Below are 26667 nucleotides of genomic sequence, written 5' to 3' on the forward strand. Positions count from 1 at the left end.
CGCCAGCGCGAAGGGCCGGTTCCGGCAAGACCTCGCTGTCTACCGTGGCGCGCGTGCGTTCCCCCTTTGAAGCGGCGGGGCAGGCTGCATAGCTCTGGGAAGACGGCGCGGGATGCCCCTGCGCCCGACGACACAGACAACCGGAACCCCCGGAAGGAGACGTCATGAAACTCAACGGTATGCTTCTCAAGTCCACCGTCATTGCTGCCCTCGTCGCCGCGCCCGTCGCGCCGGTGATGGCTCAGACGATGCAGGACGATCCTGCCGCCACCGAGGCGCCGGCTCAGGCCGCGCCCGAAACCATGCCCGAGACCCCGTCGACAGGCTTCAGCGAGTACGAGCTGACCTCCTTCGTCGATGCGGCGATGGAAGTGCAGGCGGTGCAGCAGGACTACATGGCCCAGATCGAGGCCGCGCCCGAGGATGCCGAGCGCCAGGCGCTGGTGCAGGAGGCACAGCAGGAGATGGCCAACGCGGTCGAGGAGACCGAGGGCATGGACGTGCAGACCTACAACGAGATCGGTCAGGCCGCCCAGACCAACCCCGAGCTCAACGAGCGTATCCTCGCGATGCTGCAGACCCGCCAGCAGGGCGGCGCAGAGACCATGACGGAATGATCCGGGACTGACAGTATGACAAAAGGGAAAGCCGCCCCTCGGGGCGGCTTTTTCATTGGCTTCACACAACATGATTTGTGAAGCCGCGCGATCGCCATCGTGGTGGGCGGGGCAGCGATTGGGCCTTGGCCTGCGGTCTTTATTCCGCGCGCACGACGTACAGCCGTTCGCTCACGCTTGAGGACAATTGCTCCTGTCGCCAAAGAGAAAGGGGCGCCCCGTGGGCGCCCCTTCGCAAATCCAAACCTGGGCCGAAGACCTCAGCTGTCCATCTTCAGCGCCGAGATGAACGCTTCCTGCGGGATCTCGACCTTGCCGAACTGGCGCATCTTCTTCTTGCCGGCCTTCTGCTTCTCGAGAAGCTTCTTCTTCCGGCTGGCGTCGCCGCCGTAGCACTTGGCCGTCACGTCCTTGCGCATCGCAGACAGCGTCTCGCGCGCGATGACCTTGCCGCCGATCGCCGCCTGGATCGGGATCTTGAACATGTGGCGCGGGATCAGCTCCTTGAGCTTTTCGCACATCGCACGGCCGCGCATCTCGGCGCGATCGCGGTGAACCATCATCGCCAGCGCGTCGACCGGCTCGTCGTTCACGAGGATCGACATCTTCACGAGGTTGTCCTCGCGGTAGCCGATCATCTCATAATCGAAGGACGCATAGCCCTTGGTCACCGATTTCAGGCGGTCGTAGAAGTCGAACACCACCTCGTTGAGCGGAAGGTCATAGACCGTCATCGCCCGGCCGCCGACATAGGTCAGATCGAGCTGCAGGCCCCGGCGCTCCTGGCAGAGCTTGAGTACATCGCCGAGATACTCGTCGGGCACCATGATGGTGGCCTTGATCCGCGGCTCTTCGATATGGTCGACGGTCGACATGTCGGGCATGTCGGCGGGGTTGTGCAGGTCGCGGCGCTCCCCGTCCTTGGTATAGAGGTGATAGATCACCGACGGCGCGGTGGTGATCAGCTCGATGTTGTACTCGCGCTCGAGGCGGTCGCGGATCACCTCGAGGTGCAGAAGCCCGAGGAAGCCGCAGCGGAAGCCGAAGCCGAGCGCCGCCGAGGTCTCCATCTCGAAGGTGAAGGAGGCGTCATTGAGCGCCAGCTTCTCGATGGCGTCGCGCATGTCCTCGAAGTCGTTGGCATCGACCGGGAACAGGCCGCAGAACACCACCGGCACCGACGGCTTGAAGCCCGGCAGCGGCTCGGCGCATTGCTTTTTCTCGTGGGTGATGGTGTCGCCGACGCGGGTGTCGCGGACCTGCTTGATCGAGGCGTTGAGATAGCCGATCTCGCCGGGTCCGAGCTCTTTCACGTTGGTCATCGCCGGGCGGTAGACGCCGACATCGTCGACATCGTAGGTGCCGCCGGTCTTCATCATGCGGATGCGGTCGCCCTTTTTCAGGACGCCGTCGATGATGCGAACGATACAGATCACGCCGAGATACTGATCGTATTTCGAATCCACCAGCATCGCCTTGAGCGGCTTGTCGCGGTCGCCCTCGGTGGGCGCGGGCAGGCGCTTGACGATGGCCTCGAGCACGTCGGGGATGCCGACGCCGGTCTTGGCCGAGATCAGGCAGGCATCCTGGCTGTCGATGCCGATGACGTCCTCGATCTGCTCCTTGACGCGGTCGGGCTCGGCCGCGGGCAGGTCGACCTTGTTGAGCACCGGCACGATCTCGTGATCGGCGTCGATGGCGGTATAGACGTTGGCCAGGGTCTGGGCCTCGACGCCTTGTGTCGCGTCGACCACCAGCAGCGAGCCCTCGACCGCGTGCATCGAGCGCGCGACTTCGTAGGCGAAGTCGACGTGGCCGGGCGTGTCGATCAGGTTCAGCACGTAGGTCTGCCCGTCCTGCGCCGGGTATTCGATGCGGACGGTGTTGGCCTTGATGGTGATGCCGCGTTCCCGCTCGATATCCATCGAGTCGAGAAGCTGCTCCTGCATGTCGCGTTCGGCGACGGTGCCGGTGAGCTGGATCAGCCGGTCGGCCAGGGTGGATTTCCCGTGGTCGATATGGGCAACGATGGAGAAGTTACGGATATGCGCGAGATCGGTCATGATTTGCTGGATATGCGGGTGTTTCGCTGGCCGGTCAAGGTGAGTTGTGGGCCTTGGGCGGGTCTTTTGGCGCTGCCCCGCCACAGACTGAAGCAGGGCGCGGCTGCCGACCCGGTCGACGGCGCTTCTGACGGGCTGGTGAATTGAAACCGTGCACGGTTTCGGGCATCTTGTCGCAAAAGCTCCCGACAGAGCAGGGCGACAAGCCCGGGGGAGCGCCGAGCGGAAAAGGTGACAGGCGGATGAAAGCGATTTCCTGTGTTTTGGCGCTGGCCCTCGTGGCCGGTTGTGGTGGCGGCGGTGGATCGTCCAACGATTACCGTGTCGTGCGGATGGCCAGCGGACCGGTGAGCAATGCGTGCAACAGCTCGCAGCGCAGCGCCCGCAATCCCCAGCTGTGCGGATGTATCCAGGCGGCGGCGGATGTCGAACTGAGCGGCAGCGATCAGCGCCGCATGGTGCGCTTCTACGACGATCCGCACGAGGCACAGGAGGTGCGCCAGTCGGACCGCGCCCGCGACGAGGAATTCTGGAAGCGCTACAGCGCCTTTGTGAACCGCGCCGAGAGCATGTGCACCGGGCTCTGATCCACGGACAGCTTACTCTGGGAGGCGCCCCCCAGCGGGGAGGCGCCGCAGCAGCTTATGCACGGCCCCGGCGTTGGTCGATCAACGTCGAGCATGCCGCGCCCGTCTGACAGGCCGGGCTGGCCGCGGCTTTGGTCTTGGGGCGTCGCGCGCGCTTGATCGTCGTGGCTCGGAGCCTACGCCCCAGCAGCCGCCCGCGGGCTGCGGGCGCGCCCGAGTGGCAGCCGTGCCTCGGCGGCGCGGGCGTGGCCCTCCATGCCCTCGGCCCGGGCGATGCCGGCGCTGGCCCCTGCGAGATCCGGCAGGGCCTGGTCCTCGACCCGCTGCCAGGTCACGCATTTCAGGAACTTGTGCACCGAGAGACCGCCGGTATAGCGCGCCGCGCGGCCGGTGGGCAGCACGTGGTTCGGACCCGCCGCCTTGTCGCCGAAGGCCACCGTGGTCTCGGCCCCGAGAAACAGCGAGCCATAGGCGCGCAGCCGCCCGCGCCACCAGTCGGGATCGGCGGCCTGCACGTGCAGGTGCTCGGGCGCGTAGAGATCCGCCTGCGCCGCCATCGCCTCGCGGTTTTCGGCCAGCATGACCTCGCCGAGCGCCGCCCAGGCCTCGGCGGCGGCGCTGCGGTTGGGCTCGGGCAGGGTGGCGATGATGCGGGGCACCTCGCGCAGCACCGCCTCGGCGAGCGGCCTGTGGGTCGTGACCAGCCACACCGGGGAATTGCCGCCATGCTCTGCCTGGCTGACTAGATCGAGCGCCACCGTCTGCGCGGAGGCGGTGGCGTCGGCGAGGATCATCGAATCCGTGGGGCCCGCCACCATGTCGATGCCGATCGGGCCGAAGAGCTGGCGCTTGGCCTCGGCCACGAAGGCATTGCCGGGCCCGACGAGGATGTCGGCCTCGGGCAGGTCGAACAGCCCCAGCGCCATCGCCGCGATCCCCTGCACCCCGCCCATGGCGAGCACCCGGTCCACGCCGGCCACGTGTATGGCGTGCAGGATCGCCGGGTGGGGCCCGTCCTTGCCCGGGGGCGTGCAGGCGATGACGCTCTCGACCCCGGCGGCGCGGGCGGTGGTCAGGCTCATCAGCGCCGAGGCGATATGGGCGTAGCGCCCGCCGGGCACGTAGGCCCCGGCACAGCCCAGCGGGATCAGCGTCTGTCCGGCGAAGAGCCCGGGGCGCAGCTCGGTCTCGAACTCGGTGACAGAGGCGCGCTGTGCCTCGGCGAAGGCGCGGATATTGGCGTGGGCATAGGCGATGTCCTCAACCAGCGTCACCGGCAGCCGGCGCTGCGCCGTGACCAGCGCCTCCGGCGTGATCTCGGGGGGGCCGTCAGTTCTGTCGAGCCGGCGGGCATAGTCCCGCGCGGCATCCTCGCGCCCCGTGCGCAGCCGGGCGAGCATGATCGCCACGGTGTCGGAAATGTCGGCGGCGCTCTGCGGCGGCAGGCCGGGGGCGGGTTTCAGCTGCTTGATCTGGGGGGCTTGGGACATGACGGCAACGCTTGACCTTGAGGGGAGGGAGTTTCACAAAAGGTGAATATCTGGGGCGCGGTCCGGCCGCGTCGGGGCGGGAGAGAACCGATGGTGATGAAGGGCGTGACGCTGCGCGGGCTCGAGGTGTTCGAGGCGCTGGCGGCGACCGGCTCGGTGGCGCAGGCGGCCGAGATGACCGGGCTGAGCCAGCCCGCGGTGAGCCAGCAGATGCGCAACCTCGAGAGCGCGCTCGGCGCCGATCTGGTCGATCACGGCCGCCGCCCGATGCGGCTGACGCAGGCCGGGCGCTCGTTCCTGTTGCGCACCCAGTCGGTGCTGAGCCAGCTGCGGCTGGCGCAGAACGAGCTGACGGTCATGGACCTGACCCATCTCAGCACGTTGAACCTTGGGGTGATCGACGATTTCGACAACGACCTGACGCCGAAGCTGGTCACCATCCTCGCCGAGAGCATGACGCGCTGCCGCTTCAAGCTGGTCACCGCGCCAAGCCACGAGATCGCGGAGGCGATGGGCGAGCGCAAGCTCCACATCGCCATCGCCGCCAGCGCCGGCGGAGTCACCGACGGTGTCGTCGAGTACCCGCTGGTGCGCGATCCCTTCATCCTCGTCTGTGCCCGGGGCGCGCTGGCCGAGGCGGGCGGCGCGGATGCGCTGATGGGCGGGCTGCCGATGCTGCGCTACGATCGTGACCAGCTCATCGGGCGGCAGATCGAGGCGCATCTGAAACGCCAGAAGCTCGATTTCCCCGAGCGCTTCGAGATCGGCGCGCATCTGTCGCTGATGACGCTGGTGGCGCGCGGTGTCGGCTGGGGCATCACGACACCGCTGGGCTACATGCGGGCCGGGCGCTTCCATGACCAGATGGAGGCGCACCCGCTGCCCTTCAGCCCGTTCGCGCGCACCATCTCGCTGTTTGCTGCTGCCGACTGGAGCGACCGGGTGCCGCGCGACGTGGCGCGCACCATGCGCAAGCTGGTCTCGGAGCTGGTGATCGCACCGGCCTTGCGCCAGCTGCCGTGGCTCGAAGACGATCTGCGCGTTCTGGTCGGAGAGTAGCGCGGGTGGCATCGGGACTCCTTTCTCTCGGGAGAAAGGGCGCATATGCCGAACGGATCAACCCTTGCGCGTGCGCATTTGAGAAACGGCCCGCACAGTTTCGGTTTTCCTGAAACTGTTAGTCCGTGGCTGCCAGATAGGCGCGCACCGCCGCCTCGAATTCGCGCGGTTTCTCGGCATGTAGCCAATGGCCGGCGCCGGGGATCTTGGCAGAGCGCGACTCGGGGAACAGCGCCTTGATGCGGGGGCGGTGCTCGGGTGTCACGTAGTCGCTCTCGCCACCGGACAGGAACAGGGTGGGGCCGTCGAAGCGGCCCTCGATCTCCGGGAAGCCGATGATCTTGGGCATCTCCTCGGCCAGCAGGTCGAGGTTCAGCTTCCAGCGCTTTTCCTTGATGTCGAGCGACTGGGTGAAGAACGAGCGCAGCGTCGGCTCGGGCACGTGTCGGGCAAGCTGGTCATTGGCATCCGAACGCTTCTCGACCGCGTCGAGATCCACCGCGCGCATCGCCTCGATATACTGGATCTGGCTGTGATCGTAGGCCACCGGCGCGATGTCGGCGAGGATCAGGCGGTTGACCAGCTCGGGCCGGGTCAGGGCCAGCACCATCGCCGCCTTGCCGCCCATCGAGTGACCAAGCACGTCGGCCTTGCCGCCATGCGCCTCGATCACCTCGGCCAGATCGCCGGCCATGTCCTCGTAGCCGTGGCGCTCGGTCCAGGGCGAGTCGCCGTGGTTGCGCTGGTCGACCGCGATCACCTGCCGCTCGTCCGAGAGCCGCTTGGCGATGACGCCCCAGTTGCGCCCCGAGCCGTAGAGGCCGTGAACGATGAGAAGCGGCGGTTTCGCACCTTCGGTGCCGTGCAAGATGGTGTTCAGCATGGCCCGTTTCTAGGAGAGCGGCGGGGCAAAGGGAATGCCCGTGTTGCCGATCCGCGCGGTTTGCCCGGCTCCGTGCCCGCGCCCCCTTGCGCCGCCGTGCCAAATCAGGAGATCTGTGGCCCATGTCGATGGATGGCGCACAGGAAACCAAGGCCGCGGTGGGGCGGCTCGACCGGCTCTTCGAGAGCCGGCTCAAGCTCACCCGGGGCGATTTCGACGCCCGTGCCGCCAAGGCGCGGCGCCGTCTGCCGCACAAGCTGCGCAAGGATCTGACCCGGATCCTCGAGGCGCGGCGCTTTGCCGACCACCCCAAGCTCGCGCGCACCCTCGATGCGCCGTCGATCCGCGCCGCGGCGGGGCGGCTCGAGCGTCATCTCAATGCGGTCGATCTCGCCGATCAGCGCAAGGGGCGGATCCTCGGCGTCCTCGCCAGCATCATGGCGGGGATCATCGTCGTGGTCGCGCTGGTGGTGATCGTGCTGCGCTGGCGCGGCTTTATCTGAGCGCACGGCAAGGCGACGGGTCAGTCCGGCAGCGCTGTTCCGTTGAGCCGCAGAAACAGGCTTTCCTCGTCATCGTTGCGGAAGAACGGCACCGAGGCGGGCGGACCGACCTCGTGGGCGCGGGCGGCGATCTCGGCCAGCACCACCTCGGTGATGAACGGCATGTCGAAATTGCGCAGCGCGTCGAGCCCGATCCATTGCAGGTGGCTGAGTTCGTCCGAAGCGGCGGAGAAATCGTCTGGATCGGTGGCCAGCGCCTCGGCGTCGACGAGGAAGAACCGCGCGTCGAAGCGCCGGGGACGGCCCGGAGGCGTGATGGCGCGGAACACGAACTGAAGCCCCGAGGCATCGGGCACGTGGCCGGTGGCTGCGAAGCTGCGCCAGTCGGCGGGCGGCTCGGCCCAGTCTCCGCGCGCGCCGAGAATCAGCCCGGTCTCTTCCCAGAGCTCGCGAATCGCCGCGACGGCCAGCGGGTGGGCGAGGCCCGCCGGGCTGTCCTCGCCGAGCCGGGTTTCGCAGAGCGCGGGCAGGGGGCGGCTCAGCGGCACCTGCGCATCCTCGGCATCCACGGCGCCTCCGGGGAACACGAACTTGTTCGGCATGAAGGCCGCCTTGGCGCCACGCTGGCCCATGAGAATGCGCGGAGCAGTGGCACGGTCGCGCATCACGATCACCGTCGCCGCGTTGCGGATTGCCGTCTTGTCCTGGGTCATCTGGTCTCCTGCCGGTGTGGCCGACCGTGCCTCGGGCCTAGAACCCGTACATCCGGCGGGCCCATTGGAAGCCCACGATCGCCCCTTTCAGTCTGGGCAGAAGATAGAGGGACAAGCCGATGCAGCCAATGGAGAATATGGTGATCAGGATCAGCGGCTCGGGACGCCACGTCACGAAGACGATGTGCAGCGCCGGGGCCATGATGTGGCCGACGATCAGGATCGTGAGATAGGCCGGGCCGTCATCGGCACGGTTGTGGTGCAGCTCCTGGCGGCAGACGGGGCAGTGGTCCCGCACCTTGAGATAGCTGCGCAAGAGCGGCCCCGAGCCGCAATTCGGGCAGCGCCCGCGAAAGCCGCGCCAGACCGCGGGCCAAGCGTCGCGCTCTTCGCCGGCATCGGCGCTGGTGTCGGGCGCGCCATCCAGCGGCGCGGCGGCCGGGTCGGTGGTCCTGACGTCCGAGGGCGGCTCTGCGGCGTCCTCACGGGTCGTGGTCGTGTCTTGCATCGGTCTCCCTCGCTCCTCCCCCGAAGCGTGACGAAAGCTCTACGCTAACAGAAGTGCGCAGACTGTCCTTGCGGCGCCATGTCGCAAAGCAGTGTGGAGCGTGCACCTTTGCGCTGCAACCCGTGCCGTGGGACGGGAAGGGCGACCCGCCATGACAAAACGCCCGGCCGAGGGGCTCGACCGGGCGCTTCGTATGGTTTTTGAGATGCCAGAGGGACGATCAGCCCTCAGGCATCAGCACGGTGTCGATGGCGTGGATCACGCCGTTAGAGGCTTCCACATCCGGCATCACGATGGTGGCGTCGTTGACCATCGGTTCGCTCGAAAGATCGAATGTGACTTCGCCGCCTTCGATCGTGGTGGCAGTCATGCCATCGTCGAGATCTCCCGACATCACCGCACCCTCAATCACGTGGTAGGTCAGGATGTCGACCAGCTGGTCTTTGTTCTCGGGCATCAGCAGTTCGTCGAGGGTGCCCTCGGGCAGCGCCTCGAAGGCTGCATCGGTCGGTGCGAGCACGGTGAAGGGGCCTTCTCCCGAGAGGGTCTCGGCAAGGCCAGCGGCCTCGACGGCGGCCAGCAGCGTGGTGAAGTCGCCGGCCTCTTCCGCGACGGCAGGGATGGTTTCCATGTGGTGATCGGCAAGAACCGGGCTGGCAAGAACGGCTGCAGTGGCGGCGGTGGCGAAGAACATCTTCATCGTGATTTTCCTTTCGATTGCGCCCGTCAGGGACCATCCCCGGGGCTTGCCAAAAGACATAGTCGCCACAGAATTTCGACTACGCCGGATTATGAAATGCTCCGTTGCAGCTTAAAGCGCGATTTTGATGGAACCCGGAGGGAGCCGCTATGGACAGCACCGAACTGAAGATCTTCATTGCCACTGCCGAGGAGGGCAGCTTTGCTGGCGCCGGACGGAAGCTGCAGATATCGCCAGCCTCGGTGACCCGTGCCATTGCCGCGCTTGAGGCTCGGCTTGAGGTGCGGCTCTTCACCCGGACCACCCGGCAGTGCCGACTGACCCTCGACGGCGAGCGCTTTCTTGAGCGCTGCGCGCCATTGGTGAGCGAGCTCGAAGACGCAGAGGACGAGATCCGCACCGGCCGCCTTGGTCCGAACGGAGCGCTGCGGGTGGCGGCGCCACTGTCCTTCGGCCGCCGCCAGATCGCGCCACTGGTCACCGCCTTTCGAAGGAAATACCCCCAGATCTCGGTGCAACTCACGCTCTCCGACGAAAGCGATGACTTGCTATGGCGCGAATACGATTGCGCACTGCGGGTCGGTCGCCCGACCAAGGGCGAATTCATCACGCGCCGCCTGCTCAAGGCGCGGCGCGTGGTCTGCGCCGCTCCACTTTACCTCGAGAACCGTGCCGCACCGCAGGTGCCCGACGATCTCGCAGAGCATCGCGGCATCGTGCTGATACGCGACGGCCAATTGCTCGATCAGTGGATGTTCGAGATCGATGGCGTGATGCGCTCGGTGAGCGTGCCGGCGACTCTGGCAAGCAACAGCGGCGAGGTCACGCAGAGCTGGGCGCTGCATGGCGAGGGAGTGGTGCTAAAATCAATCTGGGATGTGCAGGAGGATCTCGCAGAGGGCCGGCTGATGGAGCTGCTGCCGGATTACAGCGTCGACAATGCCGACATATTTCTTGTCTACCCGGCGCGTCGCTATGTGCCTTCGCGGACCCGTAGCTTCATCGACTTCCTCGCCGAAGCCTTCGCCGGGCCGGCGGGCCGCATCGGCTGAAGCGCACCGAGGGCATCGCTCTGGGGGCGCGAAAATCATTGGCCGTGAAAAATCTGCGACGGGATCTCTGCGCCAGCGCGTGAAAGGAACAGATCGGCGGCCGATGGGGCGCCGGCGACCCGCGATAACAGGAGATCGCAGAAAATGACACGCATGAGCAAACTTCTTACCGGTGCCGCGCTTGCGGTGATGGGGTCCGCAAGCCTGGCGATGGCCTTCCAGGGCCAGCCCGGTCAGCAGGGGGGCGCGCGCGAGGCTCGGGCACCGATGATGCTCGAGATGTTCCGCAGCCTCGACGCCGATGGTGATGGTGTCGTGACCGCCGAGGAACTGTCCGCAGTTGGCCCCGCCGCGGCCTTCGCCGAGGCCGATGCCAATGGCGACGGCATGCTTGATGGCGACGAGCTGGCGGCCTTCCGCGCGGCGCAGGAGCGTGCCCGCGAAGAGCGGCGGCAGCAGCGCATGGTCGAGCGCCTCGACACCGACGGCGACGGCATGCTGAGCCTTGAAGAGATCGAGGCGGGCTCCCGGCGCGGACCGCAGCAGATGTTCGATCGTCTCGATGCAGACGGCAATGGCGAGGTGAGCCTCGAGGAGCTGGCCGAGGCGCAGCAGCGGATGCTGCAGAAGATGCAGGAGCGTCGTTCGGAGATGCGCGATCGCGGCGGTCGCGACGGCAAGCATCAGATGCGCGCCGGCGGCTATGGCGGCAAGCACCAGCACCAGATGCATCAGGGCGGCGGACGCGGTGGCCCGGACGGCCAGGCGCCGATGCGTCCGGGGGCACAGATGCCAGAAGCCGCGCCCGAGGCGCAGGACTGACACGGCAGGCGGCGGCCCCGTGCCGCCGCCGCGCCCGTTGCGTTGCGGCCCGGGTCGGGCTAGCGCAATTGGATGGACCGGATGCCATATGACGCGATGAGCGACACCAGTGACGAGGACCTGCTCGCGGCCTATGCGGCCGGCGAGCCTGCCGCGGCGCGGGCGCTTGCGCTGCGTCTGGGGCCCAAGGCCTTCGGCGTGGCGATGCGCATGCTGAAGGACCGGGCCGAGGCCGAGGACGTGGCGCAGGAGGCGCTGCTGCGCCTTTGGCGCGCGGCGCCGGGCTGGCGCGCGGGCGAGGCAAAGGTATCGACCTGGCTTTACCGTGTGGTGTCGAACCTGTGCATCGACCGGATCCGCAAGGCGCGCGGCGGCCATGTCGATCTCGACGCGGTGGCCGAACCTCCCGATCCGGCGCGCTCGGCCGAGCAGGAACTGCAGGAGACGGCGCGCGGCGCGGCGCTTCAGGCGGCGCTCGACACGCTGCCTGAGCGGCAGAGACAGGCGGTGATCCTGCGCCATCTCGAGGGGCTTTCGAACCCCGAGATTGCCGAGATCATGGACATAGGCGTGCGCGCGGTCGAAAGTCTGACCGCGCGGGGCCGCAAGGCGTTGGAGGGCCTGCTCGGGGCCCGACGCGCAGAGCTGGGATATGACGATGAGTGACAAGCGCAAGGCAGAGGAAGCGGGGCTGGGCCCCTGGTTCGACGCGGGTCGCGCCGAGGCGCCGGCGCCGTCGGGCGACTGGCTGGCGCGCATGGAGGCGTTGGCGCTCGAGGAGCAGCCCACGCCGCAGGCGCCTGCGGTTGCCGTCAGCCCCGAGCGCGCGCGCCGCGGCGTTCGGCTGCGCGATCTGATGTCCGCGCTGGGCGGATGGCCGGCAGTGGCCGGACTGGCGGCGGCCTGCGCCGCCGGGGTCTGGTTCGGGGCGGTCTCGCCGACGGGGCTGACCGAGTGGACCGCCGCGACAGCCACCGCCGCCGCCTCTGACAGTTACACCACCTTCGAACCGGCAAGCGGGTTCGATGTCGCGATGCTGGGACTCTGAGCCATGACCGAAGACGCCAAGACCCCGAAGATGACCGCCGGGATGCGCATCCTGCTCTTTGCCTCGCTGGCCGCCAACCTGGCTGTTGTTGGTGTGGTTGCGGGGCTCTATTTCAACCGCCCCGACATGGAGCGTGGCGGGCCGCCGCGCGGGCGCGATTTCGTGTTCCCTTACACCCATGCGCTCGACGAGGATCAGCGCCGCGAGCTTGGTCGCAGCCTGCGCGGCCGGATCGAGCGGCAGCGCGACACCCGGGGCGATTTCCTCGCCGAGTACCGGACCGCGATCGAGACATTGCGGACCGAGCCCTTCGATCCGGCGGCCTTTGCCGCAACGCTTGACCGGCAGGGGGCCCGTGCCGAGCGGCGGCAGGAAGAGGGGCAGCGGATGCTGGTCGAGTATGTCGCGGGGCTCTCGCCGGAGCAGCGCGCGGTCTACGCCCAGCGGCTCGAAGACAAGATCAGCGAGATCGGCAAGCGTATCCGCAAGAACAAGCCCTGAGAGGCGGGCAAGGTCAGCGCGCGGCCCCGACCGCCCGGCACGTGGTGTCGTGCGGGTCGGCCCACGCCATGACCCTGTCGCGTCCCGCATCCTTGGCGGCATAGAGCGCCCGGTCGGCCCGCTCCAGCAGCGCGTCGGCCCCGGGCGCCGCACCGCTCCCGGACAGGGCAAGACCGATGCTCAGGGTGACCGGCAGCCGCGTGGGCGTGCCGGGTAGGGCGAAACGGCGGGCCGCCACCGACGCGCGCAGCCGCTGCGCTACGGCATGGGCGGTTTCGGCGGTCGCATCCGGCAGGGTGACGAGGAACTCCTCTCCGCCGATGCGGGCCACCAGATCGGACGGTCGCAGGATGCTGTTCAGGCGGCGCGCCACCTCGCGCAGAACGACGTCGCCGGCCGCGTGGCCGAAGCGATCGTTCACCTGCTTGAAGTGGTCGAGATCGGCCAGCAGAAGCGCGAAGCCACGGCTTCGCTCGGTTGCCCGCTCCAGCAGGCGTGCGACGTGCGGCAGCGCGTAGCGGCGGTTGTAGAGCCCGGTCAGAGGGTCGATCAGGGCCGCCTGCGCCCCGTCACGGAGGTTGGCCCGTTGCCGGTCGCGGTTGCGTTTTCGTGCAATCTGACGCGGCAGGCGCAACGCCAGCTCGTCGGGATCGAGCGCGCCCATGAGCACGTCGTCGGCGCCGAGATCGAGCGCTGCCGCGGCTTGCCTTGGCCGGGAGGCGCGGCCGACATATAGCAGGGCGGCGTTGCGGGCGCTGGGACTGGCGCGCAGCTGCGTCAGCAGCGCCAGCCCGCCGTGCAGCTGGTTGCCGGTCTCGACGATGATGAAGGCCTCGGGCGGCGAGGCGGTGGCGCGTAGCGCCTCGGAGGCGGCAAGCAGCTCGATCCGGTCCGGGACAAGGCTCCGCAAGCGTTCGAGCATCGGGGGGATGTTGTGCTCCGCCGACATCTCGATCAGGGCCACGCGCGCGGGAGACTGGATCGCGGTGCCGGCGGCCTCGGCCAGTCCCAGCGCCAGCCGGGTGTCGTCGCGCAGGGTCAGTTCGGCATCGGCGGCGCGCGCCCGCAGTCGGTTGCGCAGACCTGCCAGAAGCAGGCTCCGATCGACCGGCGCGCTCAGCACGTCATCGGCACCGGCGGCGAGCAGGGCGAGACGCTCGGGGCGCGTGAGCGCGCCACCAAGCAGGATGAGCGGCATGTCCCCGCCACCTGCGAGCGCCTGCGCCCGGGCGCAGAACCGCGTCGGATCCAGATCGGGCAGGGCCGTCGACGCGATCACGAGGTCGGGCCGCTCGCGACGCATCGCGCGAAGGGCTTCGGCGCCGCTGCCGGTGACGATCACGTCATAGAACGCCCGGTCCAGCGCCGCCGCCAGCGAGATGCGATGGGTCGCGAGACCATCGGCGATAAGCACCTTTCCCGTCATTGCAGCCTTTTCCACCATGCGCTACGCAGGCACCGGGGCGCCCGCGTCCTGTGGCGGGAAGTCTTCCCGTACAATGGTTAATAATCTCTTTCGGATTTTAGGCGTCCCCATGGCACTTTCCCGCGACAGCGCTGAACTGATCGGGCTTCAGGCCGTGGCCTGGCTGGCCACCAATGACGAGCTTCTGCCGGTTTTTCTCGGCGCGACCGGGGCCTCGCAAGAGGACTTCCGCGAGGCGCTGGAGGATCCGGTCTTCCAAGGCGCGGTTCTCGATTTCATCCTGATGGACGACGCTTGGATCTCCGGCTTCTGCGACGCGCAGGCGCTGTCCTACGAGACCCCGCGCATGGCCCGGGCCATGCTGCCGGGCGGTGGCGAGGTGAACTGGACATGAGGCTGCGCGCGGATGCGGTGCTGTTCGACAAGGATGGCACGCTGTTCGAGTTCGGAGCCACGTGGAATGCCTGGGGCCGTGAGGCGCTGCAGCACCTGTCCGAGGGCTGCGAGGCGACGCTCTTGGCGCTCGCCGAGGCCGCGCGCTTCGATCTCGAGACCCAGAGCTTCCGGGCCGACAGCCCCGTGGTGGCCGGAACCAACCGCGAGGCCGCGGCCTGTCTCGCGTCGGTGCTGCCAGGGCGCAGTGCATCGGAGGTCGAGGCCTATCTCGAAATCAGCGGCGCCGAGGCGCCTTTGGTAGAGGCCGCGCCATTGGTGCCTCTGATGGCGCAGCTCGAGGCGCTCGGGCTGGCGCTGGGCGTTATGACCAATGACGCCGAGAGCGTCGCGCATGCGCATCTTGGTCATGCGGGGATCCGCGGCGTGTTCGATTTCATCGCCGGCTTCGACAGCGGCTTTGGCGCCAAGCCGGACCCTGCGCCTCTGCTCGCGTTTGCGGACCGGCTGGGGCTCGCGCCGGGCCGCATCGTCATGGTCGGAGACAGCCCGCACGACCTCACGGCGGGGCGGGCTGCCGGGATGCAGACCGTGGCCGTGCTGACCGGTCCGATCGCCGCCGACAGTCTCGCACCGCTTGCCGATGCCGTGCTGCCGGATGTCGGCCATCTGCCGGGTTGGTTGACGGCGATCTGAGCCGCGCCCCGGGCCGGAGCTTTGCAGGGGCTGTGCCAGGAATCTCCGGCAAATTCGAATTGTTGTGCCAATATTAATATCCCCCTCCGACACTGCCTGAAACGACAGGCAAGCGAAGAGAGCGGATAAAGCGGATGCACGGGCTTCTGGCGCGGACACTTCAGTGTTTCCTGCAGGATACCTACGGGCTGGGCACTTGGGCCGAGATCGCCCGTCGCGCCGATCTCGACAGCCCCGATTTCGAGGCGATGCTCGATTACGAGCCGGCCACGGTCGAGCGGGTGCTGGCCGCCGCAGTGCAGCGCCTCGACAAGCCCGGTGAGGCGATCCTCGAGGATATCGGCACCTATCTCATCAGCCACCACAACAACGAGGGTTTGCGCCGGCTGATGCGCTATGGCGGGCTCGACTTCATCGATTTCCTGCATTCGCTCGAGGATCTGCCGGGCCGGGCGCGGCTCGCCGTGGCGGATCTCGATCTTCCCGAGCTCGAACTCTGTGACCGGGAGGGTGGCGGGTTCGATCTGATCTGCCGGGCGGGCAGTACCCATCCGCGCGGCCTCGGCCACGTGCTGGTGGGCGTGCTGCGGGCGATGGCCGACGATTACGGCGCGCTGGTGATCCTTGGACATTCGGGCGCGAGCGCAGGTCGCGAGCGGATCGAGATCACCGTGGTGCAGACCGATTTCGCGGCCGGGCGGAGTTTCGACCTCGGTGGCGCGCCGCCTTCGCCGGTTGAGGGACAGTGAGCCTCCCGCCCGAGACGATGGCGACCCTGATGCCGCTTCACATGGCGATCGGGGCCGATGGACAGGTCGTGTCGCTTGGCCCGACGCTGGCCAAGGTGCTCGGCCCAGGGGCGGGCGAGGGGGCGGCCTTCACCCAGTTGGTCGAGATTTACCGTCCGCGCGCGGTGGCCACGTTGCCCGTGCTGCTGTCGCTTGCGGGGCGTAAGTTGCAGCTTCGCCTTCGCGGTCGGGCGGGGCTTGCCATGAAGGGGCTGGCGATGCCCGACGGACGCGGCGGCGCGGTGCTCAATCTCTCCTTCGGAATCGGCGTGGTCGAGGCGGTGCGCCGGCATGCGCTCACGAGCAGTGATTTCGCGGCCACCGATCTTGCCATCGACATGCTCTACCTGGTCGAGGCCAAGAGCGCGGCGATGGAATCGTCGCGCACGCTCAACCGGCGGCTTCAGGGGGCCATGCAGGCCGCCGAGCAGCGGGCCTTCACCGATCCTCTGACCGGTCTCGGCAACCGGCGGGCGATGGATCAGCTCCTGCAGCGGCTGATCCGCGGCGGTGAGCGGTTCGCCGTGCTGCATCTCGACCTCGATCACTTCAAACAGGTCAACGACAGCCGCGGCCATGCCGCTGGCGACCGGGTCCTGCAGGCGGTCGCGCGGACGATGCTGGATCTCACGCGCAAGAATGATCTGGTGGCGCGGATCGGCGGGGACGAGTTCGTCATCCTGCCGCTGGGCCTGACCGATCACGAGCGGCTGTCGGATCTGGCGCGCCAGCTGATTGCACGAATCGAAGAGCCGGTTCCGATCGAGGATGGCGCCTGCCAGGTCTCGGCGAGCATCGGAATCTCTTTGCACGATCCGGACAATCCGTCGCCTGCGGGAGTCGCCGGGCTCTTGGCGCAGGCGGATTCAGCGCTTTACGCGGCCAAACGCGAGGGCCGCAGCCGTCACGCCTTTCACCGCGCCGAGGCCGCCTGAGGGCTGTCCCGACGTAAGGCGAAAAAGAGATGAACTTTTTGCATTCTGAGGTCTTGCGCCCCCCGAACACCTACAGTAATACCGCCGCCACGGTTGGGGTGTAGCCAAGTGGTAAGGCAACGGTTTTTGGTACCGCGTACCGCAGGTTCGAATCCTGCCACCCCAGCCAGTACTTCCTAAGACATCGTTACAAGGCGCACCTCCGCTCCCCGAGCGTGGGAAGTGCCCCTCTTTCTGCCCCCGTTCCTGTGGGCTCTTCTGGCGTGCTTTCGTGCGTCTGCTGAGTGGTGAGGGGAGGCTCCGTTGGAAGCCCCTCTCGAGGGGAGATCAGGGAGGGGAGATACCTAGCAGGCTGCTGAAAAACTCTCGCCTCGACGCCTGACGTGGAACATGATTCACCGTAACCACTACGATGGCGACGGAGTGTGGGATGCGTGGATCAGATCAGGTGACGGGCTCGCTGTTCAGCTACGTTGATCTCGAGGAGCGCATTCCAGTGCGACACCCGCTTCGCAAGATCAGGGCCGTCGTCAACGACGCACTGCGCTCCCTGGATGCAGAGTTCGACCGGCTTTACGCGGGTGAGGGCCGCCCCTCGATCGCGCCGGAACGATTGATCCGGGCCAGCCTGCTGCAAATCCTCTACTCGATCCGGTCCGAGCGGCAGCTCATGGAGCAGATGGACTACAACTTGCTGTTCCGCTGGTTCGTGGGCCTTGGGATCGATGACGTTGTCTGGGTCCCGACCGTGTTCACGAAGAACCGCGACCGGCTGCTGACCACGGACATGTCGCGCAAGAACATGGCCGCCATTCTGGCGCATCGCGAGGTGGCACCGCTGCTGTCGGACGACCATTTCTCGGTCGACGGCACCCTTGTGAAGGCCTGGGCGTCGATGAAGAGTTTCCAGCCGAAGGAAAGAGCGACGTTGGGCGGGGACGAGGGTTCCGGCGATCCGCCAGATGGCAGCGCGCCGCCCACATCTTCCTCTGACCAGTCCACCGTCGAGCCCGACCCGATGACCCGCCCCACACGCCGCAACCGTAACGCCGAAGTCGACTTCCGTGGCGAACGACGGTCGAACGCGACCCATGCTTCGATGACCGATCCGGAGGCCCGGCTGTTCAAGCCCCCCCGGCGCCGGCGCCATGCTGTGCTTCATGGGGCACAGCATGATGGAGAACCGCTCCGGCCTGATCGTACAGGCCGACCTGACGCGGGCGGACGGCCACGCCGAGCGGCGTGCTGCCATCGACATGCTTCACCGCCACTCGCCGGGATCGACCCGGCGCCTGACCCTGGCAGCGGACCGCGGTTACGACAGCGCCGACTTCGTCGCCGAGCTGCGCCAAATGGTGGTCACGCCGCATGTCGCCCAGAAGTCTCGACACTCCGCCATCGACGGCAGAACCACCCGGCACCCCGGCTACGCCAAGTCACAGCGGCGCCGGAAGAAGATCGAGGAACCTTTCGGCTGGACCAAAACCGTCGGTGGCATGGCGCAGCCCCTGTACCGCGGCATCGAGCGCGTACGGGCCCGCTTCACCTTGGCGATGGCGGCCTGCAACCTCGCGAGGCTGCCGAAACTGCTCGCCAACTGAGCCGGCAAGCGGCTACTCGGACTGCCGGTTCGCAAACCAGGCCGCATCGAGCTCCTGCTCAAGGGAAACCCTTCCTCAAGGCAGACCTTTTCAGCGGCCTGCTAGGTAATAGGTATAAGTAATGGATAAATACGAAAGCATACCAAGAAGGATAGCTACCCTAACAGGCTGCTGAAAACTCCGGCCTCGACGCCCATAGCGGAACATGATTCATCGCCATCACGGTATGTTCGGAGGTGGCGGTGCGCGGATCGGACGAGGTGACGGGATCGCTGTTCAGCTACGTCGATCTCGAGGATCGCATCCCTGCGCGACATCCCCTTCGTAAGATCAGGACTGTTGTGAATGACGCGCTCCGCTCTCTGGATGCCGAGTTTGATCGGCTCTACGCTGGAGAGGGGCGTCCCTCCATCGCGCCGGAACGTTTGATCCGAGCCAGCCTGTTGCAGATCCTCTACTCGATCCGCTCCGAGCGGCAACTTATGGAACAGATGGACGACAACCTGCTGTTCCGTTGGTTCGTGGGACTGGGCATCGACGATGGGGTCTGGGTTCCAACCGTCTTCACGAAGAACCGTGATCGGCTGCTGACCAAGGGCATGTCCCGCAAGATTATTGCCGCCATCCTGGCGCATCGTGAGGTGGCGCCGCTGCTCTCGGACGATCATATCTCCGTCGACGGCACCTTGGTGAAGGCCTGGGCGTCTATGAAGAGCTTCCAGAGGAAGGAAAGGGCTGCGTCCGACGGGGACGAGGGGCCCGGGCATCCGCCAGCTTTCAATGCGCCGCCCACATCCTCCCCTGACCAATCCACCGCCGAGCCCGACCCGATGACCCGCCCCACACGCAGCCGCCGCAACGCCGAAGTCGACTTCCGTGGCGATGGACGCTCGAACGCGCCCCACGCGTCGATGACCGATGCCGAGGCCCGGTTGTTCAAGAAGTCACCCGGCGCCGGAGCCATGCTATGCTTCATGGGCCGTAGCCTCATGGAGAACCGTTCCGGCCTGATCGCCCAAACCGAGCTAGCGCAGGCGGATGGCCATGCCGAACGCCGTGCCGCCATCGACATGCTCCATCGCCATTCGCCTGGATCGACGAGGCGGCTGACCTTGGCAGCGGATCGCGGCTATGACAGCGCCGACTTCGTCGCCGAGTTGCGCCAGATGGTGGTCACACCTCATGTCGCGCAGACATCCCGGTATTCCGCCATTGATGGCCGGACGACCAGGCACCCGGGCTACGCCAAATCCCAGCGGCGCAGGAGGAAGATCGAGGAGCCTTTCCACTGGGCCAAGGCCGTCGGCGACATGGCGCAGACCATGTATCGAGGCATCGAGCGCGTGCGCGCCCCCTTCACGCTGGCGATGGCGGCGTGCAACCTCGCGAGACTGCCGAAACTGCTGGCGGCCTGAAGGCGAAAGGCTGCGAAAGAACTGCCAGCCCATGATCCGGCCCCACGCAGGGGCCACGTAGAAGGAAACCGTTCCAACCTGAAAGGTTTTCCAGCGGCCTTTTCTCATGATCGCTGTCAACCCTTTGGTTCACGTCAAATAATCCGGCGAGGCCGGGCGCAATGTAGTGTAGAGGTGCAAGGTAGGAGACGGAACTGAGACGACGGTTGAGCAAGCTCTCATACGCGGGTTGGCTACCGCATGACCGTGGTTTCGTCTTGGGGCTGCCTCGTTCTAAGGGACGAGCGTCGACCGTGTCGGCTCATAACAGGGCACGAGGATTCCCCACCGCGTTCCGCCCCCAACCTTGCGCATCGGCATGATCAGGACGCCTTTCTCAGCTATGAGCGGGCGCTCCGACTTCATGTGGTGAGGTGACAGCTCTGGCGATGGCCCAGATGAAACCAACCATCTCGCGCGCGATGGCCGTGGTGACGACAACCTTCGCTTTTCCAGCCGCAACCAGATGTCGGTAGCGTTGGCACATCCGCAACTGTCCTTTCCACGCAATGTCACGCACGGCTTTGGGTAGGCCCTCGAACCTGTCGTGGAGTTTGCGGCTGACACGCGCCTGCATGCGGTAACTCCATGCTCCCTCGATCAGCGCCCGCCGGGCGAGGCCGCTGCCGGCTTTCGTGATACCTCCGCGGCGCACGGTGGCACCGCTGGAATATTCCGAAGGCGTGAGCTCGAGATAGGCCATCAGCTGACGCGGATTGTCGAACCGCTGGAAATCGCCGACCTCGGCCACCACGGTAACTGCGACGTTGAAGGCCACGCCCCTCATCGCTTGCACCGCCTCGACCACCGGGGCCAGCGACCAACTCGGGAGCAGGTCGGAAATCTGTTTCGTGCGCCTCTCGACACGGGACTCGGCGTCGGAGACAGCATCGACATACTCCTGGAACACGATCTGCTGGGCAGGGTGCTCAAAGCGCACCGTGGTTAGCCAGCGACGGTAGGCGACTGTCCAGCCGTCCGGACCTCAACTCCTCCCCCGGAGGAGTTGCCGCTGACGCGGACCGGTCCGAACCGCCGGGATAGATGCGACCATGCCTCAGCAGTAGCCCCTGCAAATGCTGGCGCGCCTTTCACGGAACCCGCATCGCGGTCGCCCGTGCCCGTGCCCGAACGAGATCGCGCATCGCCTCATGTGCCGCGTCCGGAATCCATACAGCTGTCAATTCGTCTGCTCGATGCAGCTTGGCCAGCATCATTGCATCGCGGCGGTCGGTCTTCACACGATCGCCCGCCTTCACCGGAATGAGCGATGGTGCGACCACGATGCAGTCATGCCCCATCTCGACGAGTTGCCGGTGCAGGCCGTAGCCGCAAGGCCCGGCCTCATAGCAGAACACCACCGGCCTCCGCTCGCAGCCAGCTTGTCCACCAGCTTACGGACATGATCAGGGCGGTGCGGCACCGTCCTCCAATGCCGGACCTCTCCGCCGCGCTCTCCCATCGCAACGGCGACTGAAATCGTCGCCTTATGGACATCCACTCCGATGAACGTGCTACCCTGCATGTGGTCTCTCCCCCATTCCTGAGGCTCGGCGCCCGCCAACCGGACGCAACCCTCGAAAGGAGAATGCCGCGGGAGAGGCCATCAGCCCAGTCAGGCTCACTCCGCGATCATGGGGTCTAGGCTCAGGACTCATAGCCAATAGATGACAGTTGCGGCGAGAGCGATGGCTGAGAAGAAGGCCTTTGGGCATCTGTCATATCTGGTCGCGACACGGCGCCAGTCCTTGAGCCTGCCGAACATGATCTCGATACGGTTCCGGCGTTTGTAGCGGCGTTTGTCCCTTGCCCGGCAGGGCATTGCGCAACAATGTCCCGTGTATGGACGCCCCCGGGGCTGCAAGCGATTTTTTGACTTTGGCAACAGCATTGCGGTCGAGTTCCTTCGTGTATCCGGCCTCTGGTTGCGACCTTCAATGCCGCGGGCCCTCATGGTGAGTTCGAGGAACAGGTCCAAAACGAGAGGCCGTAGTACAAGCTACTCGGGACATTACTGGTTTTCCCATTCCTGATCTCGTCGACGCTTTGCCATGACCTCCATTCAGAACCACCGCACCCCAGCCTGCCTTCGCGCTCAGGCGTTGGCAGGGGTCTCGTAGACGCCGCCATGAGCCATGATCGCCCAGGCCATCCGCGCCATCTTGTTTGCCAGCGCAACTGCAACCAGCATTTTAGGTTTGCGAGCCAACATACGGGCCAGCCACGACCCATCTGGCGCGCCGCCGCGTTTTTGCGCGGCTTGGATCGCGGACATTGCACCGATGATCAGCAAACGCCGCAGGTCGCGCTGACCCATTTTTGATATCTTGCCCAGCCTTGTTTTACCGCCCGTAGAATGCTGGCGTGGTGCCAGCCCGATCCAGGCTGCGAAGTCGCGCCCCTTGCTGAACATCTCTGGCGGTGCCGCCAGCACGGCAATCGATACCGCCGTCACCGGGCCGATCCCCGGCATGGTCATCAACCTGCGCGCCACATCGTCCTGTCGGGCAATCTGTCGAAGTTGCCGGGTCAGCGCGTCAATGCGCGCGCTTAGCCCGGCGATGAGATCGAAGAATATTTGGCAAAGGCCGGTGACTTCGGGCGGCAATCGTTCTCCATTCTCAGCCACAGCCTTTTCCAACCGAGGCAGATGCTGAGGGCCTTTCGGCGCGACAATCCCATGTTCAGCCAGATGCCCTCGCAATGCGTTGATCGCCTGGGTACGTTGCCCTGTCAAAAGATCGCGGGTCTTGAGTACCATCGACTGACCTTGTTGCTCGGTTGTCTTGGTCGTCACAAAGCGCATGGTCGGTCGGGACGCTGCTTCAGCGATGGCTTCGGCATCATTCGCATCGTTCTTTTGCCGCTTCACATAGGGTTTGACGTATTGCGGGGCGATGAGCCTGACATCGTGGCCAAGTCTGGAAAGCTCCCGGCTCCAGTGATGCGCACCCGCGCAAGCTCCAAAGCGATGGTGCAAGGCTCAATCTGACCGAAAACTCTAGCACCCGCCCTCGCGGCAACGCCTTGCTAAAGACCTTAGATCCATTTGCCGCCGCGCCATGCGCGTGAAACGAACTCTTGGCAATATCCAGCCCTACAATGCTAACCTTCTCCATGGACGCTTCCTCCTCGTAGCGAATTTCGACACCGCTACCTTGGCACAGCGATGCCGTGAGGGGGCGTCCACACCATCAAGAGGGGTATTTCACGGTTGTCTTGCGTTGTTTCCGACCCGGGATGCAGGCGCGTATCCCTTTGTCTTGCAACGCTTCTCGGAACCAATCGGCGTCGTAGCCGCGATCCCCGAGCAGCCAGTCGACATCGGGCAGGCTGCTGAGCAACGCTCGCGCCCCGATGTAATCACTGACTTGGCCAGCGGAGACGAAGAAACTGATCGGGCGGCCGTTGCTGTCGCAGATGGCATGCAGCTTGGTGTTCATGCCGCCCTTGGTGCGACCGATCAGGCGGCCACGCCCCCCTTTTTCGCGCCCAGGCTGGACGCGGTGCGATGTGCCTTCAGGTACGTCGCATCAATCATCACCGTTTTCTTCTCGCCGTGCTCGGCAGCCAACCCGGCCATCATGTGAGCAAAGATGCCTTTGTCGCTCCATCGCTTCCAACGATTGTAGAGCGTCTTATGAGGGCCATACTCTTTCGGCGCATCCCGCCAGCGTAAGCCATTACGGTTTATGAAGATAATCCCGCTCAGCACACGTCTATCATCGACGCGAGGCTTGCCGTGGGACTTCGGGAAATAGGGTTCAAGACGCGCCATCTGCGCGTCGTTCAGCCAGAAGAGATCAGACATGTCACCGCTCGTTTTCCGAACGCTGAATCACGCTGCTCAGGGAAAATCAATGGGGCCTGAGCCTAAGGAATGTGCGGATGGCGTACGGGTTTCGGGGGCTCGAGTGGGAGAGACGTCCATCGCCATCCCCCGGTCCCTGGAGGCCAACCTCCGGCGGTCGCGTCATCCAGTCGGTCGAAGGGGGGAGTGGATTCGGCGCGGAAGCCGACAACGTGCGCCACGCAGTGCGCTGCGGTCGTGGGGGGGCGTGCAGCGCCTCCCGAGGCAACAGGCCTGAAAGGTCGAAACCGCTGGCGGGACGCAGCTCAGCCGTCATGTCCATTTTGTTCAAAGCGTCGCTCAGGAACGTTCAATACCCCGGCGCATGCCCGTCATTACCTTTGTTCTCCAGCACCGGTTCGGCGGCATAGGAGACCGCCCCTGCTGCTAGGAAACCTGAAGGGAGAGAGACATGACGCGCAAGATTGACGCCCTCGTGATCGGCGCAGGCGTGGCGGGGCTGTACCAGCTTCACCAGCTTCGAGAGATGGGGATGGACGTGCACGGGGTCGAGGCGGGATCGGACCTCGGCGGCACGTGGTACTGGAACCGCTATCCCGGGGCCAAGTTCGACAGCGAGAGCTATATCTACCAGTACCTGTTCGACGAAAAGCTCTACAAGGACTGGACCTGGTCCGAACGCTTCCCGGCGCAGCCCGAGATCGAGCGCTGGATGCACTACGTTGCCGACCGGCTTGACCTGCGCAAGGATTTCACCTTCTCCGCGAGGGTGACGAAGGCGGATTTCAACGAGGACACCGGCCGCTGGAATGTCGCGACCGACACCGGCGAGACCTACGACACCCAGTTCCTGATCGGCTGCACCGGGATGCTCTCGGCACCGCTCACCGACCGCTTCAAGGGGCAGAACAGCTTCCGGGGCGAGATCGTTCACACCGGGCGATATCCGAAGGGCGGGCTTGATCTGGAAGGCAAGCGTGTTGGCGTCATCGGCATCGGCGCCACGGGGATCCAGGTGATCCAGACCATCGCGCCCATCGTCGGCTCGATGACGGTCTTCGTGCGCACCCCGCAATACGTGCTGCCGATGAAGAACCCGAAATACGGGCCTGACGAGGCCGCGGCCTACAAGGCGCGCTGGGACGAACTGACGACCAACCTGCCGCACACCTTCACCGGCTTCGAATACGATTTCGAGCACAAATGGGCTGATTGCACGCCCGAGCAGCGCCGCGCGATCCTCGAGGAGATCCACGCTGACGGCTCGCTGAAGCTGTGGCTGGCGTCCTTCGCCGAGATGTTCTTCGACGAAGCGGTCTCGGAGGAGATCAGCCAGTTCGTCCGCGAGAAGATGGAGGCTCGGCTGAAGGATCCGAAGCTTATCGACATCCTCGTTCCAAAGCGGGGCGACTACGGGTTCGGCACCCACCGCGTGCCGCTGGAGACCAACTATCTCGAGGTCTACCTGCAGGACAACGTCACCGCCGTGTCGGTGAAAGAGAACCCCATCGCCGAAATCGTTCCCGAGGGCGTGAAGCTCGAGGACGGCACCGTGCACGCGCTTGACGTGATCATCATGGCGGTCGGCTTCGATGCGGGCTCCGGGGCTCTGAGCCGGATCGACATCACCGGGCGAGACGGTCTCAAGCTGAAGGACGAGTGGGGCAAGGAGATCCGGACCACGCTCGGACTGCAGAAATACGGCTTCCCCAACCTCTTCATGACAGGCGCGCCGCTCGCGCCGTCCGCCGCGCTTTGCAACATGACCACCTGCCTGCAGCAGCAGACCGAGTGGATCACCGACTGCATCAAGGCGATGCGCGCGCAGGGGGCGACGGTGATCGAGCCCACCGCCGAGGGCGAGGAGGCCTGGGTGCAGCATCACGACGAGACGGCCAACGCGACGCTGATCGCGAAGACCAACAGCTGGTACACGGGCTCGAATGTGCCGGGCAAGCCGCGCCGGGTGCTGAGCTACACCGGCGGCGTCGGCACCTACCGGGCAAAATGCCAGGAGGCGGCGGACAAGGGCTACGAGGGCTTCGCCATGAGCAAGGCCCACGAGGTCGAAGCCGCCGAGTGAACTACTGCGCCCGCCGTCGGAAAACGGCGGGCGTCTCTCCGAAGGCCGCCGAGAACATCCGTGTCAGGTGAGCCTGATCGGAAAAGCCGCAATCGGCGGCGATGGCCTTGATCGGCTCGGCGCTGCGGGCCAGCTTCTCGCGCGCCTTCTCGAGGCGGCGGGCGGTGACGAAGGCGTAGGGCGGCTTGCCGAAGCTGCGCCGGAACTGCCGGGCAAAGCGGCAAGGTGTCAGGTCCAGCGCCTCGGCCATGCACCTGAGATCCAGCGCTTCGCCAAGATGGGCCTCGATGAACTCGAGAACGCGGGCCTTCTGTGCGGCGCTGAGCGTCCCGTCTTCGAACCGCTCCGGGGTCCGCGCTTCGGCGTAGCGGCGCAGCAGGTGCACGACCAGCCCCCGCGCCACGCTGTCGACGTAGAGTGCACCGCCGATGGCCTGGGCCCGCGCCTCCGCCGCGATCATGCTCATGGCGTGGGTCATCACCTCGTCGTCAGTCCGAAGCACGTCGGCCAGCGCCACGTCGGTGACGCAGCAATCCAGAACCTCGCTCGCCACTTCGGCGACCAGCGCGCTCGAGAGATAGACGTGGCAGACGTCGATCGGCGCATCCCACGACCAGGAGGCCTGTTGCGCCCGCGTCAGCAGGGACGCCGCGCCGGGACCGAGTGTTTCCCGGCTCCAGCGCCCGTCGAAACGGCGCTGCATCGGCGTGACACCGTCGCGGTAGCCCACCAGCATGAAATCCTTCATCGCGGGGACGATCACGTCCTGCCCCTCATAGTGATAAGCGCGCAGGCCGACGCCGCGCCAGCCCAGCCCGTCGCTGGCCAGCAGCACCTTGCCCGGCACATGCGTCGGCAGGGCCTCGAAATCGATCAGGTCGGTCATCGCATCCTCCTCCCAAAGTCATGCGAAACGTCAGTGTCATGGCGGGGG

General features: G+C 66.0%; 25 protein-coding genes, 1 tRNA gene and 4 pseudogenes. 18 read left to right on the top strand and 12 right to left on the bottom strand.

All coding sequences use genetic code 11. The features are described 5' to 3' along the window. Nucleotides 1-164 precede the first annotated feature (164 nt). The gene (locus R2601_RS13315) at nucleotides 165-617 is read left to right on the top strand and encodes a DUF4168 domain-containing protein (protein ID WP_007799210.1); all 453 of its coding nucleotides are present in this window, start codon (nucleotides 165-167) and stop codon (nucleotides 615-617) included. Nucleotides 618-877: 260 nt separating this feature from the next. Here R2601_RS13315 and lepA read toward each other — a convergent pair whose 3' ends face one another. Beyond that, nucleotides 878-2680, bottom strand: coding sequence for a translation elongation factor 4 (lepA, locus tag R2601_RS13320; protein WP_007799211.1), 1803 nt, complete (start codon nucleotides 2678-2680; stop codon nucleotides 878-880). Between lepA and R2601_RS26795 the strand changes: the two genes are divergently transcribed. Both R2601_RS26795 and R2601_RS13325 read left to right on the top strand, forming a co-directional pair. Then, nucleotides 2663-2827, top strand: coding sequence for a hypothetical protein (locus R2601_RS26795; RefSeq protein ID WP_007799212.1), 165 nt, complete (start codon nucleotides 2663-2665; stop codon nucleotides 2825-2827). The genes lepA and R2601_RS26795 overlap by 18 nt on opposite strands. Nucleotides 2828-2922: 95 nt before the next feature. Next, a complete protein-coding gene (locus R2601_RS13325; protein ID WP_040544707.1) occupies nucleotides 2923-3267 on the top strand; it encodes a hypothetical protein in 345 nt (114 codons plus the stop codon). A gap of 176 nt (nucleotides 3268-3443) precedes the next feature. Here R2601_RS13325 and hisD read toward each other — a convergent pair whose 3' ends face one another. Then, nucleotides 3444-4757: a histidinol dehydrogenase gene (gene hisD / locus R2601_RS13330; RefSeq protein ID WP_007799214.1), complete on the bottom strand. Its 1314-nt coding sequence runs from the start codon at nucleotides 4755-4757 to the stop codon at nucleotides 3444-3446. A gap of 90 nt (nucleotides 4758-4847) precedes the next feature. On the opposite strand from hisD, the gene R2601_RS13335 reads away from it, so the two are divergent. Further along, nucleotides 4848-5816 (top strand): LysR family transcriptional regulator, encoded by a 969-nt coding sequence (locus R2601_RS13335; RefSeq protein WP_040544709.1) that lies wholly within the window; start codon nucleotides 4848-4850, stop codon nucleotides 5814-5816. A 118-nt stretch (nucleotides 5817-5934) separates the two neighbouring features. Here R2601_RS13335 and R2601_RS13340 read toward each other — a convergent pair whose 3' ends face one another. Next, complete coding sequence (locus R2601_RS13340) at nucleotides 5935-6699, bottom strand: alpha/beta fold hydrolase (protein ID WP_007799216.1); 765 nt, start codon at nucleotides 6697-6699, stop codon at nucleotides 5935-5937. A gap of 122 nt (nucleotides 6700-6821) precedes the next feature. On the opposite strand from R2601_RS13340, the gene R2601_RS13345 reads away from it, so the two are divergent. Beyond that, nucleotides 6822-7202, top strand: a complete 381-nt coding sequence (locus tag R2601_RS13345) for a hypothetical protein (protein WP_007799218.1) — start codon at nucleotides 6822-6824, stop codon at nucleotides 7200-7202. A gap of 20 nt (nucleotides 7203-7222) precedes the next feature. On the opposite strand, the gene R2601_RS13350 is transcribed toward R2601_RS13345, so the two are convergent. From R2601_RS13350 to R2601_RS13360, 3 genes are all read right to left on the bottom strand, one after another. Further along, nucleotides 7223-7915, bottom strand: a complete 693-nt coding sequence (locus R2601_RS13350) for an NUDIX hydrolase (RefSeq protein WP_007799220.1) — start codon at nucleotides 7913-7915, stop codon at nucleotides 7223-7225. A gap of 37 nt (nucleotides 7916-7952) precedes the next feature. Next, a complete protein-coding gene (locus R2601_RS13355; RefSeq protein WP_007799222.1) occupies nucleotides 7953-8423 on the bottom strand; it encodes a DUF983 domain-containing protein in 471 nt (156 codons plus the stop codon). Nucleotides 8424-8643: 220 nt separating this feature from the next. Next, nucleotides 8644-9123, bottom strand: a complete 480-nt coding sequence (locus R2601_RS13360; protein WP_007799224.1) for a fasciclin domain-containing protein — start codon at nucleotides 9121-9123, stop codon at nucleotides 8644-8646. A 149-nt stretch (nucleotides 9124-9272) separates the two neighbouring features. Between R2601_RS13360 and R2601_RS13365 the strand changes: the two genes are divergently transcribed. From R2601_RS13365 to R2601_RS13385, 5 genes are all read left to right on the top strand, one after another. Further along, complete coding sequence (locus R2601_RS13365; RefSeq protein WP_007799225.1) at nucleotides 9273-10175, top strand: LysR family transcriptional regulator; 903 nt, start codon at nucleotides 9273-9275, stop codon at nucleotides 10173-10175. Between the two features lie 153 nt (nucleotides 10176-10328). Continuing rightward, nucleotides 10329-10997: an EF-hand domain-containing protein gene (locus R2601_RS25520; protein ID WP_007799227.1), complete on the top strand. Its 669-nt coding sequence runs from the start codon at nucleotides 10329-10331 to the stop codon at nucleotides 10995-10997. An 81-nt stretch (nucleotides 10998-11078) separates the two neighbouring features. After that, nucleotides 11079-11663 (top strand): RNA polymerase sigma factor, encoded by a 585-nt coding sequence (locus R2601_RS13375; RefSeq protein WP_007799229.1) that lies wholly within the window; start codon nucleotides 11079-11081, stop codon nucleotides 11661-11663. Then, a complete protein-coding gene (locus tag R2601_RS13380) occupies nucleotides 11656-12045 on the top strand; it encodes a hypothetical protein (RefSeq protein WP_254656052.1) in 390 nt (129 codons plus the stop codon). Before R2601_RS13375 ends, R2601_RS13380 begins: the two co-directional genes overlap by 8 nt. Before the next feature lie 3 nt (nucleotides 12046-12048). Further along, on the top strand, nucleotides 12049-12546 hold the full coding sequence (locus R2601_RS13385) for a periplasmic heavy metal sensor (RefSeq protein WP_007799232.1): 498 nt from the start codon (nucleotides 12049-12051) through the stop codon (nucleotides 12544-12546). 13 nt (nucleotides 12547-12559) lie between these two features. On the opposite strand, the gene R2601_RS13390 is transcribed toward R2601_RS13385, so the two are convergent. Continuing rightward, nucleotides 12560-13972, bottom strand: a complete 1413-nt coding sequence (locus tag R2601_RS13390) for a diguanylate cyclase (protein WP_007799233.1) — start codon at nucleotides 13970-13972, stop codon at nucleotides 12560-12562. 109 nt (nucleotides 13973-14081) lie between these two features. On the opposite strand from R2601_RS13390, the gene R2601_RS13395 reads away from it, so the two are divergent. The 7 genes and pseudogenes from R2601_RS13395 to R2601_RS13435 all read left to right on the top strand — a co-directional run bounded on the left by R2601_RS13395 (nucleotide 14082) and on the right by R2601_RS13435 (nucleotide 19800). Continuing rightward, entirely contained in the window at nucleotides 14082-14366 is a 285-nt protein-coding gene (locus R2601_RS13395; RefSeq protein ID WP_007799234.1) for a DUF3572 domain-containing protein, read from the top strand. Next, nucleotides 14363-15061, top strand: a complete 699-nt coding sequence (locus R2601_RS13400; protein ID WP_007799235.1) for an HAD family hydrolase — start codon at nucleotides 14363-14365, stop codon at nucleotides 15059-15061. Before R2601_RS13395 ends, R2601_RS13400 begins: the two co-directional genes overlap by 4 nt. Nucleotides 15062-15195: 134 nt before the next feature. Continuing rightward, nucleotides 15196-15810 (top strand): heme NO-binding domain-containing protein, encoded by a 615-nt coding sequence (locus R2601_RS13405; RefSeq protein WP_007799240.1) that lies wholly within the window; start codon nucleotides 15196-15198, stop codon nucleotides 15808-15810. Further along, nucleotides 15807-16784, top strand: coding sequence for a GGDEF domain-containing protein (locus R2601_RS13410; RefSeq protein WP_110740017.1), 978 nt, complete (start codon nucleotides 15807-15809; stop codon nucleotides 16782-16784). The genes R2601_RS13405 and R2601_RS13410 overlap by 4 nt, the downstream gene beginning before the upstream one ends. Before the next feature lie 94 nt (nucleotides 16785-16878). Continuing rightward, a tRNA-Gln gene (locus R2601_RS13415) sits at nucleotides 16879-16953 on the top strand. A 261-nt stretch (nucleotides 16954-17214) separates the two neighbouring features. Next, nucleotides 17215-18385, top strand: a pseudogene (locus R2601_RS25960) (IS5 family transposase). A gap of 242 nt (nucleotides 18386-18627) precedes the next feature. Beyond that, on the top strand, nucleotides 18628-19800 hold the full coding sequence (locus tag R2601_RS13435; RefSeq protein ID WP_040545370.1) for an IS5 family transposase: 1173 nt from the start codon (nucleotides 18628-18630) through the stop codon (nucleotides 19798-19800). A 376-nt stretch (nucleotides 19801-20176) separates the two neighbouring features. On the opposite strand, the pseudogene R2601_RS13440 reads toward R2601_RS13435, so the two are convergent. The 4 genes and pseudogenes from R2601_RS13440 to R2601_RS25975 all read right to left on the bottom strand — a co-directional run. Beyond that, nucleotides 20177-21364 (bottom strand): annotated as a pseudogene (locus R2601_RS13440) (IS110 family RNA-guided transposase). 129 nt (nucleotides 21365-21493) lie between these two features. Continuing rightward, nucleotides 21494-21793 carry a transposase gene (locus tag R2601_RS27715; protein ID WP_375360179.1) on the bottom strand — a complete coding sequence of 100 codons (300 nt, stop codon included), beginning with the start codon at nucleotides 21791-21793 and terminating at the stop codon, nucleotides 21494-21496. Between the two features lie 141 nt (nucleotides 21794-21934). Continuing rightward, nucleotides 21935-22958, bottom strand: a pseudogene (locus R2601_RS13445) (IS110 family RNA-guided transposase). An 84-nt stretch (nucleotides 22959-23042) separates the two neighbouring features. Further along, nucleotides 23043-23650 (bottom strand): annotated as a pseudogene (locus R2601_RS25975) (IS5 family transposase); the annotation flags it as partial. A 451-nt stretch (nucleotides 23651-24101) separates the two neighbouring features. Here R2601_RS25975 and R2601_RS13460 point away from each other — a divergent pair. After that, on the top strand, nucleotides 24102-25733 hold the full coding sequence (locus tag R2601_RS13460; protein ID WP_007799252.1) for a flavin-containing monooxygenase: 1632 nt from the start codon (nucleotides 24102-24104) through the stop codon (nucleotides 25731-25733). A 1-nt stretch (nucleotide 25734) separates the two neighbouring features. Here R2601_RS13460 and R2601_RS13465 read toward each other — a convergent pair whose 3' ends face one another. Then, nucleotides 25735-26619, bottom strand: a complete 885-nt coding sequence (locus R2601_RS13465; protein ID WP_007799254.1) for a helix-turn-helix domain-containing protein — start codon at nucleotides 26617-26619, stop codon at nucleotides 25735-25737. Between the last annotated feature and the right edge of the window lie 48 nt (nucleotides 26620-26667).

It is taken from the genome of Salipiger bermudensis HTCC2601 (assembly GCF_000153725.1).
GTDB classification, from domain to species: Bacteria; Pseudomonadota; Alphaproteobacteria; order Rhodobacterales; family Rhodobacteraceae; genus Salipiger; species Salipiger bermudensis.